The 13,278-nt window shown below is 44.8% G+C and carries 15 protein-coding genes and 2 pseudogenes; 7 read left to right on the top strand and 10 right to left on the bottom strand.

Features of this window, described 5'->3' with window-relative positions:
- Positions 1-84: 84 nt before the first annotated feature.
- Positions 85-908, top strand: a protein-coding gene (locus tag CCS41_RS02580; protein ID WP_240313821.1) for an IS5 family transposase whose coding sequence is annotated in 2 segments (ribosomal slippage) — positions 85-472 and positions 472-908 — 825 coding nt in all. Because the reading frame shifts where the segments join, the coding sequence is not laid out codon by codon here.
- Positions 909-930: 22 nt separating this feature from the next.
- On the opposite strand, the pseudogene CCS41_RS02575 reads toward CCS41_RS02580, so the two are convergent.
- From CCS41_RS02575 to CCS41_RS02530, 10 genes and pseudogenes are all read right to left on the bottom strand, one after another.
- Positions 931-1,563, bottom strand: a pseudogene (locus tag CCS41_RS02575) (integrase); the annotation flags it as partial.
- On the bottom strand, positions 1,464-1,835 hold the full coding sequence (locus CCS41_RS17890; RefSeq protein WP_205411470.1) for a helix-turn-helix domain-containing protein: 372 nt from the start codon (positions 1,833-1,835) through the stop codon (positions 1,464-1,466). The gene CCS41_RS17890 and the pseudogene CCS41_RS02575, both read right to left, overlap by 100 nt.
- Before the next feature lie 367 nt (positions 1,836-2,202).
- Positions 2,203-2,898, bottom strand: a complete 696-nt coding sequence (locus CCS41_RS02565; RefSeq protein ID WP_119963794.1) for a hypothetical protein — start codon at positions 2,896-2,898, stop codon at positions 2,203-2,205.
- A gap of 292 nt (positions 2,899-3,190) precedes the next feature.
- The gene (locus tag CCS41_RS15970; RefSeq protein WP_119797161.1) at positions 3,191-3,370 is read right to left on the bottom strand and encodes a hypothetical protein; all 180 of its coding nucleotides are present in this window, start codon (positions 3,368-3,370) and stop codon (positions 3,191-3,193) included.
- Positions 3,371-3,381: 11 nt separating this feature from the next.
- Complete coding sequence (locus CCS41_RS02555; protein ID WP_240313818.1) at positions 3,382-4,083, bottom strand: helix-turn-helix transcriptional regulator; 702 nt, start codon at positions 4,081-4,083, stop codon at positions 3,382-3,384.
- 136 nt (positions 4,084-4,219) lie between these two features.
- Positions 4,220-4,486: a transcriptional regulator gene (locus CCS41_RS02550; protein WP_119797156.1), complete on the bottom strand. Its 267-nt coding sequence runs from the start codon at positions 4,484-4,486 to the stop codon at positions 4,220-4,222.
- Positions 4,487-4,654: 168 nt separating this feature from the next.
- A complete protein-coding gene (locus tag CCS41_RS02545; protein WP_119797160.1) occupies positions 4,655-5,419 on the bottom strand; it encodes a Rha family transcriptional regulator in 765 nt (254 codons plus the stop codon).
- A gap of 366 nt (positions 5,420-5,785) precedes the next feature.
- Positions 5,786-6,706 (bottom strand): Rpn family recombination-promoting nuclease/putative transposase, encoded by a 921-nt coding sequence (locus CCS41_RS02540; RefSeq protein WP_119797159.1) that lies wholly within the window; start codon positions 6,704-6,706, stop codon positions 5,786-5,788.
- 111 nt (positions 6,707-6,817) lie between these two features.
- The gene (locus CCS41_RS02535) at positions 6,818-7,438 is read right to left on the bottom strand and encodes a lambda exonuclease family protein (protein WP_119797706.1); all 621 of its coding nucleotides are present in this window, start codon (positions 7,436-7,438) and stop codon (positions 6,818-6,820) included.
- Positions 7,439-7,588: 150 nt separating this feature from the next.
- Positions 7,589-8,407 (bottom strand): group II intron maturase-specific domain-containing protein, encoded by an 819-nt coding sequence (locus tag CCS41_RS02530; RefSeq protein ID WP_119797158.1) that lies wholly within the window; start codon positions 8,405-8,407, stop codon positions 7,589-7,591.
- Between the two features lie 175 nt (positions 8,408-8,582).
- On the opposite strand from CCS41_RS02530, the gene CCS41_RS02520 reads away from it, so the two are divergent.
- From CCS41_RS02520 to CCS41_RS02500, 6 genes and pseudogenes are all read left to right on the top strand, one after another.
- Positions 8,583-9,764 carry a recombinase family protein gene (locus CCS41_RS02520; RefSeq protein ID WP_205411468.1) on the top strand — a complete coding sequence of 394 codons (1,182 nt, stop codon included), beginning with the start codon at positions 8,583-8,585 and terminating at the stop codon, positions 9,762-9,764.
- The gene (locus tag CCS41_RS15965) at positions 9,704-10,261 is read left to right on the top strand and encodes a hypothetical protein (protein ID WP_205411467.1); all 558 of its coding nucleotides are present in this window, start codon (positions 9,704-9,706) and stop codon (positions 10,259-10,261) included. Before CCS41_RS02520 ends, CCS41_RS15965 begins: the two co-directional genes overlap by 61 nt.
- Positions 10,209-10,895, top strand: a complete 687-nt coding sequence (locus tag CCS41_RS02515) for a group II intron maturase-specific domain-containing protein (RefSeq protein WP_119797147.1) — start codon at positions 10,209-10,211, stop codon at positions 10,893-10,895. The genes CCS41_RS15965 and CCS41_RS02515 overlap by 53 nt, the downstream gene beginning before the upstream one ends.
- Before the next feature lie 152 nt (positions 10,896-11,047).
- Positions 11,048-11,539 carry a lambda exonuclease family protein gene (locus tag CCS41_RS02510; protein WP_240313820.1) on the top strand — a complete coding sequence of 164 codons (492 nt, stop codon included), beginning with the start codon at positions 11,048-11,050 and terminating at the stop codon, positions 11,537-11,539.
- Positions 11,540-11,777: 238 nt separating this feature from the next.
- Positions 11,778-12,597: pseudogene (locus CCS41_RS02505) on the top strand (Rpn family recombination-promoting nuclease/putative transposase).
- Between the two features lie 365 nt (positions 12,598-12,962).
- Positions 12,963-13,169: an ORF6N domain-containing protein gene (locus tag CCS41_RS02500; protein WP_119797157.1), complete on the top strand. Its 207-nt coding sequence runs from the start codon at positions 12,963-12,965 to the stop codon at positions 13,167-13,169.
- The last annotated feature ends 109 nt before the right edge of the window (positions 13,170-13,278 follow it).

The following is a 13,278-nucleotide window of genomic DNA, read 5'->3' as shown; positions in this document are numbered from 1 at the left end:
CTAATTTTCATAATCAACTGATACGGCGCCTGCTATAGCATTCATGTAGGAATGTTGTTAAAAATCTCCTGAACAAGGAGCCCCATGAAATATGAACAAATAAAGGTATTGGAAGAGGAAAAATTTCGGCGCTTAACCGGAGTTAAACGCAGTACATTTGAAAAGGTGATAAAGATATTGAATGAAGCAGATAAATGTAAGCAAGGGAAAGGAGGTCGGAAACCCAAGCTGGGTTTAGAAGATCGCTTATTAATGGCTCTTGAGTATCTACGGGAATATCGCACTTATTTTCATGTTAGCCGAAGCGATGGGGTGAGTGAGAGCACCTGCTATGAAACGATTAAATGGATAGAAAATACGCTAATAAAGCATCCTGATTTTGCACTCCCTGGACGCAAAGCTTTATTAAAAAGTGATAGGGAGTATGAGCTCGTTCTTATTGATGCCACAGAAACGCCGATTGAACGTCCCCAAAAAAACAAAAGCAGTTTTACTCAGGAAAAAAGAAACGACCCACCTTAAAAACCCAAGTGATCGTCGATAAAAAAAGCAAAGCAGTCATCTGTACAAGCTTTACTCATGGGAGGCGTCATGATTTTAGGTTGTTCAAAGAGTCTGGCGTGCGAATACATCCTGAAATCAAAACAGTGACAGATACAGGTTACCAAGGGCTTGGCAAGATCCATTCAAACTCGGCGTTGCCTAAGAAAAAGACAAAGAAAAATCCCTTAACAAAAGAAGATAAACGCAACAATCGTGAGTTATCAAGCCAGCGTGTATTAAACGAAAATGTCATTGGTATGATTAAACGATTTAAAATCGTATCAGATCGTTATCGAAACAGGCGAAAACGTTTTGGATTACGATTTAATCTGATTGCAGCAATTTATAACATGGAAATTAGATAAATCAGAGTTTCCGAAGAGGTCTAATGTTTGACCGACGTAAACCGGTCGCCAAAGCAAAAATGACTATTGGCCGGAATTGATCCGGCATACAGTTTATTAGCGTTGTTGCTTCATCTTTAGTAAGCCAACGAATACGTTTGTTTTGCGGTTTCTTGGCCTTGATCGGGGGTGCCTGTTTTAGCCATCTCCATTCGTCAGCCGGGGCTCGCAACAAGCTTCTGATAAATGAAAGATACTGGCTACGTGTCGCCGCTGAAACCAGTTTCTCTGTGTATTTTGGAACCGGCTTACCTTTCCTTATCGCTGCATCCCTTTTAAATTCCCATATTTGCCGATGTTTCCTATTCGGCATTTTCGCCACCACTGCCATGACTTTGTCTTCCGTGAGCCAGAAGAGAAGTTTGCCAGAAAAATGGCTGAGGAAGAATTCTATCTTTGTACGGTCATCATCCAGTGAGCGTTTGTGTACTTTCTCTACCAACCAGCGGAGACAGGACTCATCGAATGTATGTTCAGGAATATCACCCAGCTTATGCACTCTCCATGATTCTGCCTTTAACTGATCGTACAACTCCTGCGCTTGTTTTTTATCTGTCGTTTCAAGGCAGCGCCTAACTCTTTTTCCACTCCCCGCCTCAACGAAATCACAGTACCACTATTCGCCGTACCTCTGTTTAAGTGCCATCTAGTCGTCCTTTCTATAAGGCCGTCTTCTGCATTCACGGCCTGATTATGTTGGTTGTTGTCGATACATTCAAGACACGCTGATTTTAAGATTTCAAAATTACCCCCACCGTTTTGCCCGCTTTTACCCGCTCGTAGCCGATGTGATTTAATTAGCTGGCGCACAGTACGAGGAGATTTTTGTAGAAAGTGAGCAGCTTGCGTGAGAGTAAATAACTCATCATCAAGCCTTATAGTATTCATGGTTGTCCTCTTTTTTTTATCCATGTTAAAAACGTAATAATTCAACCCAGGCTTGGCAGGCAAAGTGTTGAGTGGGTGAACGATTATTTGTTTGATGTACTTGTTGAAACTGGCAGTGAGGGGACTAATTTTCTGCGCGATGTTCAGCCGATTGACTCGTAGCCTGCTTTATAAATTCGATGAGAACGCTGTTTTCAGCGCTGCTTACGCAATAACGTACATATTAGGGGCAACACTTTGTCCTGGCTCAGTGAATTATTCGCCCCCTGGAGGGGGCCTGAACGGAGAGGGAGAAGGAGATCAGAATCTTAGTTATCGTCTAAATGGTCAGCGGTGATTTCAACTCAAGAGCAGAAAAAATTTAAGGTCAAGCGTATTTTATAGAAAGGTCTGACATAGGTCTTTCTTTTATTTCGTTATCATAATAAGTGTTCACGGGGTGAGGGTCAGCTTCGGGATTTTTTTTCAATATACTTTCCGTGTCGGTTGGATGTCTATCAAATTTTAAGACTGTAGTTTTTATCCCCGACGATTCAGCTTCAATCAACTCGCTTACTGCCACGTCACCACCACCAAGGGCATAAAATTCGCCTTTATCCTTACAAACGTAGACCATATAGGATTTCTTCTCCTCTTTCTCCTCATATAGCACTTTCCAATTGTTTTCCGGATCAGGGATATAAACCACATCGTTACAAGAAGGTGATATATCCTTAGGATGTTTTTTAGCTTGCTCAGAAACGATACCTAAAGTACGAATCTCCATCTCTTCTGCTATTTTATAGACTTCTCCAATACCACTGCTCGTGGCACCTGCTACAACTAGTAAATTGTTGTAGCCATGTTCCTTAACTGCGTTTTGTAGAATGCTTTTTAGTTTATTGGTAAATAATTCAGGATCTGCATAACCGGCGGAACCAGAAAATCCACTAAACACCAGCACATATTTTCCTTGAATTAGGGTGTCTAATCTTTTCTTTATAGGGTCTATCTGAGCAGGTTCTGATACAGTAGAAGACGTAATTGGTGAGAAGGTTGCGGAACTAGCACCAGTAGCAAACATAATCATACCCCACGACGAATATTAATGATGTAACATCATAATATTGATGATTTCTTTTAGATATGGCTAGAGATATGTAATCTCCTTATTTATATTAATAGCTATTATTATTTAATATTACTATGAATTTCACAATCAATTGATACAGTCGATACCCTACACTTGTGTTATTCAAACTCGATGGATAATCCCATGAGTTAGCGGGGATGTGCCGGATCCAACTGGCTTTCACTTTTATTTTAGGCATAAAAAAACCCTGGCAAACTCTCTCTTCCAGGATGAAGTTATTGAGTTATAAAAATCTTATATAAATAACGGAGTAGAGAATATTATGGCAATCGATGTTTAGGCTTTTTTTGGTCTTAAACCAACTTCTTAATCGGTTAAACCAATTTTTCTTTTCATTTCTTTTCGCTTCCAAGACCTTATCTTTTAACTCGCGTTTTCTCGCTCTGCTCTGTCTGTTACTCATAAGAAAGTCTCCTACTCAATAAACTGTATCCCGGGGTGTATAAACGCTTGGGGAACAGTGCGATCAAAGCCGGTTTTATGACAAAAGTGTTTAAAGTCTCGCAATGAATGCACTTTCGTTTTTTGGTATAGAATACGAATTCTATTTTCTATTGTGCGATGAGAACGTGCCAATTTTTTACCTATTTCCTTGGCACTCATCGTGCGTAATAAATAAAAGATTATCCTCAATTCAGATTGTGTGAAGAGATTCGATGGAGGCTCCAATAATAGCGTGTCCGTCAGCTTGTCTACGTAGTGGAGCAGTGAAATCATAGCCAGTTTTCTGCCATAAAAAACCGTGCCAATGCATTTCTTTCTTTTATTATACAACGGAAATGTTTCGTATAAATAAGGTTGCATTTTCTGTTCACGACCAAAAAAATGCGTTTTAATGAGGGTAATTTTTTGCCCGCTTTTTATAACTTCTCTTTCCAATTTTTGAGTTATTAAAGAAAATTCTGCAATACACGTAGGAAGTTCGTCATCACGCCGCCCTATCACATCAAATCCTTGTGGTACATTGTAAAAGTCAAAAAAAGCACGATTGGTATAAATAAAGCGTGAGTCGCTGTCTTTTATTCCCCAAACATCTTGACTGTTTTCCATCATAGCGGTCAGAGGTAATGAACGTGATACCTTTGCTATTTTTTTCATCATCTGTCCTAACTCCATTCAGTCCCTTCATTGTGAATGACGCCCATTTAGGAGAGGGTAAATTACTTAGTCAGTGCGAAAGTCTAATTAGAAAAATAAAATGGAATAGTCTCCACGAGAGAGACTATCTTTTCTATTTTTATCATGCTAGACGCTATCGCTTTCTACATCCCTTCAAAGCAAAAAGCGCAAGGCGGACATGAAATACGGTAAACAGACCATGCAGCGAATACGGTTCAAATTTGAGTTTTGCACTTGCCAATGTCTGTTTCACGGCGGGATAGGATACCGAGCGTAATAAAGCGATGTCTTTTTGTGATACGCCTAACGCGAAAAGCATCGCCGTTTCAAATTGCACCGGTGTTAATTCAGGAAACACTTCCCGTAATTCAGGAAATTGGGTAATATCGAGGTGAGCCATTGTAGCCTCCGTGAGAGGTTATGGTGGTTAGCTGACAGGGGTGGCTGAGAACCATCTCTGTTAGCGCTAAGGTTAAGTGATATAAACGGTGATTGCGTCACCGTCGCTATTTGCAACTTGTTGTGACTATTTATGTTTTCATGGTGTATGACTCCGTTGGTTTATGATTTATGACGCAATGTTGAGTTCTTTGGCGTGGGTGAATTGCCCGTCCCAATGGGTTTTCATCGGCAGCTTATTTTTGCGGTAGAGGTCAAATAATCGGATTGCCCCTTTGCGCAGTAAAACGGGTTGGTACTTGATAAAGTCATCACCGCTATGAATGCTGATTTTATGTTGATGTTCCGTCAAATATCGGTCACGCGCATAAGAGGTTGCACGCCAGCGGGTATGGGATTTACTTTCGTTATAGAGCCAATTTCTTTCTGCCAAACAGTGATTAATCTGTTGTGTATTAATACCGTTGAGCATTTTGCAAAATTGAGTGGTCGTTATTCCTTCCTTAAACAGGTTTTTCAACTCGTGTAATTCCGCTTCCTGTTCTTTGTTCACTAAGGCTAACCTGGTTTTTTCGCGAAACTGCTCTGCCCATGCCATAGCCGCAACAGGGGGGTCTTCGAAATTAGGTAATATGCAGACAGGCCGTGTTGCTTTCTCTTCCAGCTCCCGCCAGCGTGTGGCGACTTTATGGCGAAGTGGAATACTGTAACCCATGACCAATGTCATGGTTAAATCTTGGTCAAGCAAATATTCCTGATAGGTGCGACCACTGGCGTCTTTGTAATCGGCGGAAAAGTCCGCCGATTGAATAGTGAGCACTTCAAACATTTTTCTACAGTCATAAAGTACGTCTTTATGCTGTTTGCCTGTTAGTCGAGCAATTTCACGGCTAGACATTTTTACCTGTTGATAGATAGTGATGACATTTGACATGCAGAAATTCTCACAAATGAATTGCGATTCATAAAACCCCTGTACGTTACAGGAGTGGAAGATTAATTACGTCTTGGTGTTGTGCCAGTGGAGAGCTGGGCGTTGAGGCTTCTATTAACAAAATTGGCGAATACCATCCCATCTTTGAAACAGTCACAAAGATGGTAGGCTAAAGGTGAATTTAGTTTTATTGAAGGTGTATAATTGCTCACTATCTGACCCATTACACGCTATGGGCGTAAAAAAAACCGCACTACTTGCGTATGCGGCATTCGCTAGTTAAAGGTATTTAACACCTTTAACGAAATATTCCCCGAGGCTGAATCATCATTCAGCCTGTCCGGGTATAGCAGGTGTTAAGACACCTTAATGTAGCAATACTTCAATATCTTCAATATCTCGGTCAGAAAGTCCAGTAGATGTTTTAACCAAAGCACTATCTACACCACTTTTAAGAAGCTGCTTGGCAATTTCGAGTTTAGTTTCCTGACGTCCCTGTTGCATGCCCTGTTGCATGCCTTCCTCACGGCCCTCTCTTCTCAAGTCTTGTGCAATCGTCATGATGTCCTCACTGTAAGTCGGTGCGTGCTCCACAATCGTTTTGAAAAATTGCGGTGTATCCGCTGTTTTTCCTCTCTGAGCAATATAATACATTAATGTCTTAACCAGTTCACTCTCTGTATAACCCGTATTCAGTAAATGTGCAATAGACTGACTTATCACTATGATATCACGCGCATAAATGTGCTTTTGTACTAATTCAAGAAGAGCAACACTGCGGTGAGTCAAGATTTCTTCATCGGGTATCGTGGTCACATCCACCAAAGGAAAAGGCTGAGAATAGACTCTTTGTGCTAAGTCTCTGTCAGCAAAACAATCCAGCCAATCCATACTGTAGGGATAAGGGCTTGTTTCTCCATGATAAAAGAGGATCGGTATTACCACCGGCAACTCGTCATGGCCTTGGTCAAGATGCTGTTGCATGATGGGAATACTGTAGCGGAACAAGCGGAAAGCCATTAATTTTTTTGGCGTGCTTTGATGTTCGATGAGACAATGAATGTAGCAACGCTTACCCTCCTTCGTTTTGAGTGAATAAACAATGTCAGAATAATGTTGTCTCAAATTCGGCTCAATGAATGAACCCGGTTCGATCTTCAACGTAGAAAAATCGCATTGCTCCTTGATTTCAGGCGGTAAGTGGAACTGTAGGAAATCACGGGCAACGTTAACATTGCTCATGCACTTCCTAAATGTTGCATCATGTGGGTTCGGTACCTGAGGCACGGCGCAATCTCCCTGTGATTATTCTCTACAATGTGGCGTTGATATTATCGACAGGCAACTCTACGCGTATTTCATCCGCTAAACGATCACTTTTTTTCAGTGGCGTTATCTTCATGCCACTTTTCCATACGTTTTAATCTGTTCGATTTCATCTTCAAGTTCCTGCAGAAATTTTCGCACTTCGGTTTCAATTTCCTTGCCCAGCGCTTCATCAAAGTGAATGCGCTTTTTGAAGTAGGCTAATGTGTCAGGCAGTCGATTGTCATAACTGACAAAGTCACACCATCGACGCCCCGTACACAGCATTTGTGCGTGCATTTGCAGGCGGTATTTTTTTTCTGGTTCACCTGTTCTTATCGTTTTCAGATGCGTCCAGGTTTTGGGGCATTTAATCTCGATCAGGCCATCGTCGTTAACCAGTCCGTCGGGACTGGCCGCAAACCCCTCGATGGTAGGGTGGTCGACGAGACCCACCTCCGTGACCTCTACTGCAAATTCACGCAAGATGTAAGCCTCACGGGCGACGGGTTCCAGTGCCGTCCCGTGCTTCATATCGAGCGTGACAAAGGTGTCTTCCCGTTTCCCCGTCAGGCGTTGGCAAATCAGCTCGGCCCTGTATTTTTTTCGCGTTGCGGCATCGCCGGTTTTGACTTTTGCCATCACCTCTGCCAATTTGCTGGCCGTCACTTTGCCGCTTCTTGCAGCAAACCAGGCTTCTGTTCGTTGTTCCATTTTTACCTCGATAAATTGTCTTGTCATCAAAACGGAGAACCCCTCGTAGAGTAGGTCTCTGGTTTGACATCATCTCCCCAGCGACCTCTCGTCAAACCGTGCTTGCAGTTTTCCCGCACACGGCTTTCCGACTGTCTTCTTTCCACAGCGTTACGACGGCACAGGTCGGGCATACCGACTCCCTTCATCTCCGGTTACGGACAGGCTGTACAGCTTAAACAGCCCGTGGTAATCGTAGAACCAGGACGGCGGGTGGTCCCTCCACCCCTTACCCCGTTTCTTGTGCTTCTTCCGCAACATGATGCAGAGTGTCCATATCGTGTAATTCGCTATGCTCAAGAAATGCTTCCTTGAATTACCTGTCTTGAAGTAATTCCCCCATCCGCGAAGAATCGGGTTTACCTTTTCTTTCACCAATGTGGGCCAATCCCAGTGCTGCCCTTTTCGGACAACATCACGGATTTTCTGCTTAACAGACTTCATAGCCTTGGGAGTCGGATAGTAAAAGGTCTTCAACTCGCCCGTCACTTTCGATGGTTGAACTGCGAACCTGTGACCTAGAAAGTCAAACGGCTCTTTCATGGCATTAACTATCCGCGTTTTCTTGGCATTAAGCGTCAACCCAAGTCGGTCTAAGACTTTCTTGGCCTGATCCAGATAAAACTCCGGGCGCTTGCTGCACAAAATCACAAAATCGTCGGCATATCGCACGATATGAGCATCATGCGGACGTTTACCGAACGCCTTTTTCTCCCACGTCGAATCAAGCCAGTGCAGGTAGAGATTAGCGAGCAAGGGAGAAATTACTCCGCAAACAATAGTGCAAACTTTCGCGTAAGCTGGGGCCTGCGTTTTCACCGGCGCTGCCTCAAGTCTGGTCATCCGGATGGGAGCATCACTGAGTTTTCCCTCGTTATTGAGACTGATAACGGCACACGGAGTGACCCTCAGCAATGAAACCGAAGCCATTTTCACAACACGTACGTATCACTTTCGAGCCCAGCCGGTTTTCTGACGACCAGCTGACGGATGTTTATGAACAGCTGACTCCCGTTAACCACCACGTGCTTACCCCTCACGACCAGGCCCAGGCCAAACCTCACCGGGCTCCTGCCCGCTCAACCGCTAGACGGAGCAAAATGTTATGAACAAGGCACTGGTCGCACTCTACGCCCGCGTTTCTTCCGGGCAACAGGTAAAAAATGGCACCATCGGCAGTCAGCTTGCAGCAATCAAGGACCGCATCCGTGAGGACGGCCACGTGTTGCCTGACGCCATGCTCTTTATCGATGATGGTGTCAGCGGTGCTACACTTATCCGCCCGCAACTAGAGCGCCTGAGGGACTACGCGGCGGCAGGCGATATTGAATGCCTGTACATCCTGTCGCCCGACAGGCTAGCCCGTAAATACGCCTATCAGGCTCTGCTGATGGAAGAGTTCAGCGCCTGCGGCGTGGAGGTTATCTTTATCTGTCACACCCCCGGCGACACGCCGGAAGACATGATGCTTCTGCAGATGCAGGGGATGTTTGCTGAATATGAGCGGGCAAAGATTATGGAGCGCAACCGGCGTGGTAAGCTTCACGGTGCACGCTGTGGTAATGTCGGTGTCCTTTCCGGTGCACCTTACGGTTATCGGTATATCCGCAGGCAGCCGGACGGGACACCCGCACAGTATATTGTCAACCTTCATGAAGCCTCCGTGGTCAGGAAGATATTTAGTTGGGCTGGCATAGAGCGCCTGAGTCTAGGCGGTGTGGTCAGACGTCTGGCTGAGAAAGGCATAGAAAGCGCCACCGGCAAACCCGGCTGGGACCGCAGTACGGTATGGGGCATGTTAAAGAACCCCGCTTACAAAGGACTTGCTGTGTTCGGAAAAACGAAAAACTGCGCCCCCCGTCCCCGGGTGAGAGCAGCGCGCAACAGTGCAGATATCCTCAAGAACGGTTATTCAGTAATACGAAGTAAGCCGGATGACGGCATCGGGATCCCTGTGCCTGCCATCATCAACAGCGCTCTTTTCTTGACGGTCAACGAACAGCTGGAAGAAAACCGCCGACATGCACGACAGGGGCGCCGGGGAGCCGCTTATCTCTTACAGGGGCTGACTGTGTGCGGCCACTGTCGCTATGCGTATTATGGCAAAAAAGTCAGTAAATCTGCGGCAAAAGGGGGGGCGCAGTATTCTTATTACCACTGTACTGGGACGGATGCTTACCGCTTTGGGGCATTCGGGTGTGTGACAATAAACAGGTCAGGACATCCATGCTGGATGAAACGGTCTGGGCACAGGTCATTGCGCTGCTGTCTGAGCCGGAACGGCTGAAAAAAGAATATGAGCAGCGTCTAACGCAGGCGTCAGAGCACAGTGGACAGACCGCAGATGCTGAGCGTCTGAAAAAGCAAGAAAATCAGCTAAACGTGGGGCGATCCCGATTGATTGATAGTTTTGCCGAAGGGCTGATTGGCAAAACAGACTTTGAACCACGGATCAGAGTGATGACGCTCAGGCTGGCGGAACTTGCGCGCCAGAGAGTGAAGGTGAAACAGGCCACAGAGAACCAGCATGAGTTGCTGCTACTGGTTAACCGGGTGGAGGATTTTGCTGCTGCGGTCACGGAACGCCTGAGTACGGACGATTTTCTGATGAAGCGAGAAATTCTGCGTGCGCTGGTGAAACGGATAGAAATTTATCGTGATGAAATTGTGGTGGTTTTTCGGGTGAATCCCGGGAATGATACCAGCCTAGAAGCAGGATCAGACAAAACATATGGCAGAAGTTTGCCAGATTGTTTGCGGAGTAATTTCTCCCTTGCTCGCTAATCTCTACCTGCACTGGCTTGATTCGACGTGGGAGAAAAAGGCGTTCGGTAAACGTCCGCATGATGCTCATATCGTGCGATATGCCGACGATTTTGTGATTTTGTGCAGCAAGCGCCCGGAGTTTTATCTGGATCAGGCCAAGAAAGTCTTAGACCGACTTGGGTTGACGCTTAATGCCAAGAAAACGCGGATAGTTAATGCCATGAAAGAGCCGTTTGACTTTCTAGGTCACAGGTTCGCAGTTCAACCATCGAAAGTGACGGGCGAGTTGAAGACCTTTTACTATCCGACTCCCAAGGCTATGAAGTCTGTTAAGCAGAAAATCCGTGATGTTGTCCGAAAAGGGCAGCACTGGGATTGGCCCACATTGGTGAAAGAAAAGGTAAACCCGATTCTTCGCGGATGGGGGAATTACTTCAAGACAGGTAATTCAAGGAAGCATTTCTTGAGCATAGCGAATTACACGATATGGACACTCTGCATCATGTTGCGGAAGAAGCACAAGAAACGGGGTAAGGGGTGGAGGGACCACCCGCCGTCCTGGTTCTACGATTACCACGGGCTGTTTAAGCTGTACAGCCTGTCCGTAACCGGAGATGAAGGGAGTCGGTATGCCCGACCTGTGCCGTCGTAACGCTGTGGAAAGAAGACAGTCGGAAAGCCGTGTGCGGGAAAACTGCAAGCACGGTTTGACGAGAGGTCGCTGGGGAGATGATGTCAAACCAGAGACCTACTCTACGAGGGGTTCTCCGTTTTGATGACAAGACAATTTATCGAGGTAAAAAAATGGAACAACGAACAGAAGCCTGGTTTGCCGCACGATGTGGCAAAGTGACGGCCAGCAAATTGGCAGAGGTGATGGCGAAAGTCAAAACAGGCGACGCCGCAACGCGAAAAAAATACAGGGCCGAGCTGATTTGCCAGCGTCTGACGGGGAAACGGGGAGACACCTTTGTCACACCTGAAATGAAGCACGGGACGGCACTGGAACCCGTCGCCCGTGAGGCTTACATCTTGCGTGAATTTGCAGTAGAAGTCACGGAGGTCGGTCTCGTCGACCACCCCACTATTGAGGGGTTTGCCGCCAGTCCCGACGGACTGGTTAATGAGGATGGCCTGATCGAGATTAAATGCCCCAGAACCTGGACGCATCTGAAAACGATAAGAACAGGTGTACTCGAAAAAAATACCTCCTGCAAATGCACGCGCAAATGCTGTGTACGGGGCGTCGATGGTGTGACTTTGTCAGTTATGATAATCGACTGCCTGACACATTAGCCTACTTCAAAAAGCGCATTCACTTTGATGAGGCACTGGGCAAGGAAATTGAAACAGAAGTGCGCAAATTTCTTCAGGAACTTGAAGATGAAATCGAACAGATTAAAACGTATGGAAAAGTGGCATGAAGATAACGCCACTGAAAAAAGTGGTCGTCAACATCAAAACAGGGGCAGAGATGGTATGATACAGGGCATGCCTTTCTGAAACGTCGTTATATTAAGCTTAGGATAAAGCGATGAAAGCAATAATTTCTCCTCACGACGCCTTCTGTAAGAAGTTTTTGGGTAATCTTGAGGTGGCACGAGACTTTTTGAAAACACATTTACCGCCCGCTGTTTTGAAGAAATGTGACCTTTCTACACTGAAAGTAGAAGATTGCTCCTTTGTTGATGAAAATTTGAGACAATATTTCTCTGATATTGTTTATTCAAATTTGGCAAAAATGTTTTGACAAAAACCCGAACGAAAAATTACCTATTGTGGTGCCGATATTGTTTTATCACGGAAAAAGGCGGCCCTATCCTTACAGCAGGGATTTGATGGATTGTTTTGTTGACCCGGAGCTAGCCAGAGAAATCTACACCAAGCCGTTTCCTTTGGTGGATATTAGCGTTATTCCTGATGAGGAAATCATGACACACGGCCATGTGGCGTTGATGGAACTGGTGCAAAAACACATTTACATGCGTGATATGATAAACATTGTCGGACCCATTGCAGAACTATTGAATAAAGGTTATACAAACCGTGAATTGTTCCACGCTTTGCTCTATTATATCACCTACCAAGGGGAAACGAAGAATACTGAAAAGTTCTTCAAAGCGCTCGTGGATCAGACACCCACTTACCGTGAGGACATTATGACGATTGCACAACAACTCGAAAAACGGGGCATGCAACAGGGCATGCAACAGGGCATGCAACAGGGAGAAAAACAAGCGTCCTTAAAAATCGCGAAAGAACTTCTTGCTGACGGAGCAAGCAAAGAAAAGATTAAAAAATATACTGGACTTTCTGACCAAGATATTAAAGATATTGAAGTATTGCTACATTAAGGTGTCTTAACACCTGCTATACCCGGACGGGCTGAATGATGATTCAGCCTCGAGGAATATTTCGTTAAAGGTGTTAAATAACTTTAACTAGCGAATGCCGCATACATAAGTAGTGCGGTTTTTTTACGCCCATAGCGTGTTATGGGTCAGACAATGAGCAATTATACACCTTCAATAAAACTAAATTCACCTTTAGCCTACCATCTTTGTGATCGTTTCAAAGATGGGATGGTATTCGCCAATTTTGTTAATAGAAGCCTAAACGCTCAGCTCCCCGCTGGCACAACACCAAGACGTAATTAATCTCTCATCTCGGTAACGTACCGGGATTCTACGAATCGCAATTCATTTGTGAGGAATTTTGCATGCCAAATATCATTGATATTCATCAACAAGCCCCATTAAGTCCCGAAAACTTACCCGTTATTATCTATCACCACAAGCGGGTTATCACCACTGAACTGTTAGCACAAGGATACGGTACGGATAGTAATAACATTCAGCAAAATTTTAAACGGAATAAAGAGAGATTCATTGAGAGTAAGCATTATAGCAGGGGCCATGTAACATGATTTATTTTACCAGTAAATATTATTTAATATCAATGTATTAGTGTAAATTTTTACAGTCAACTTATACGGCCATTGCTATATCACAAGGTAGAAGGTGAAGAGCTTAAAG

The organism is Candidatus Fukatsuia symbiotica, from assembly GCF_003122425.1.
In the GTDB taxonomy this organism is placed as follows: Bacteria; Pseudomonadota; Gammaproteobacteria; order Enterobacterales; family Enterobacteriaceae; genus Fukatsuia; species Fukatsuia symbiotica.
The sequence above is the reverse complement of the archived record's forward strand: the minus strand, read 5'-3'. Positions and strand labels throughout refer to the sequence as shown.

Excerpts from the sequence above, each read along its gene's own strand:
- CCS41_RS17890 (WP_205411470.1), bottom strand. The coding sequence starts at position 1,835 with ATGAATACTATAAGGCTTGATGATGAGTTATTTACTCTCACGCAAGCT.
- CCS41_RS02565 (WP_119963794.1), bottom strand. The coding sequence starts at position 2,898 with ATGTTTGCTACTGGTGCTAGTTCCGCAACCTTCTCACCAATTACGTCT.
- CCS41_RS15970 (WP_119797161.1), bottom strand. The coding sequence starts at position 3,370 with ATGAGTAACAGACAGAGCAGAGCGAGAAAACGCGAGTTAAAAGATAAG.
- CCS41_RS02555 (WP_240313818.1), bottom strand. The coding sequence starts at position 4,083 with ATGGAGTTAGGACAGATGATGAAAAAAATAGCAAAGGTATCACGTTCA.
- CCS41_RS02550 (WP_119797156.1), bottom strand. The coding sequence starts at position 4,486 with ATGGCTCACCTCGATATTACCCAATTTCCTGAATTACGGGAAGTGTTT.
- CCS41_RS02545 (WP_119797160.1), bottom strand. The coding sequence starts at position 5,419 with ATGTCAAATGTCATCACTATCTATCAACAGGTAAAAATGTCTAGCCGT.
- CCS41_RS02535 (WP_119797706.1), bottom strand. The coding sequence starts at position 7,438 with ATGGAACAACGAACAGAAGCCTGGTTTGCTGCAAGAAGCGGCAAAGTG.
- CCS41_RS02530 (WP_119797158.1), bottom strand. The coding sequence starts at position 8,407 with ATGGCTTCGGTTTCATTGCTGAGGGTCACTCCGTGTGCCGTTATCAGT.
- CCS41_RS02520 (WP_205411468.1), top strand. The coding sequence starts at position 8,583 with ATGAACAAGGCACTGGTCGCACTCTACGCCCGCGTTTCTTCCGGGCAA.
- CCS41_RS15965 (WP_205411467.1), top strand. The coding sequence starts at position 9,704 with ATGCTGGATGAAACGGTCTGGGCACAGGTCATTGCGCTGCTGTCTGAG.
- CCS41_RS02515 (WP_119797147.1), top strand. The coding sequence starts at position 10,209 with ATGGCAGAAGTTTGCCAGATTGTTTGCGGAGTAATTTCTCCCTTGCTC.
- CCS41_RS02510 (WP_240313820.1), top strand. The coding sequence starts at position 11,048 with ATGGAACAACGAACAGAAGCCTGGTTTGCCGCACGATGTGGCAAAGTG.
- CCS41_RS02500 (WP_119797157.1), top strand. The coding sequence starts at position 12,963 with ATGCCAAATATCATTGATATTCATCAACAAGCCCCATTAAGTCCCGAA.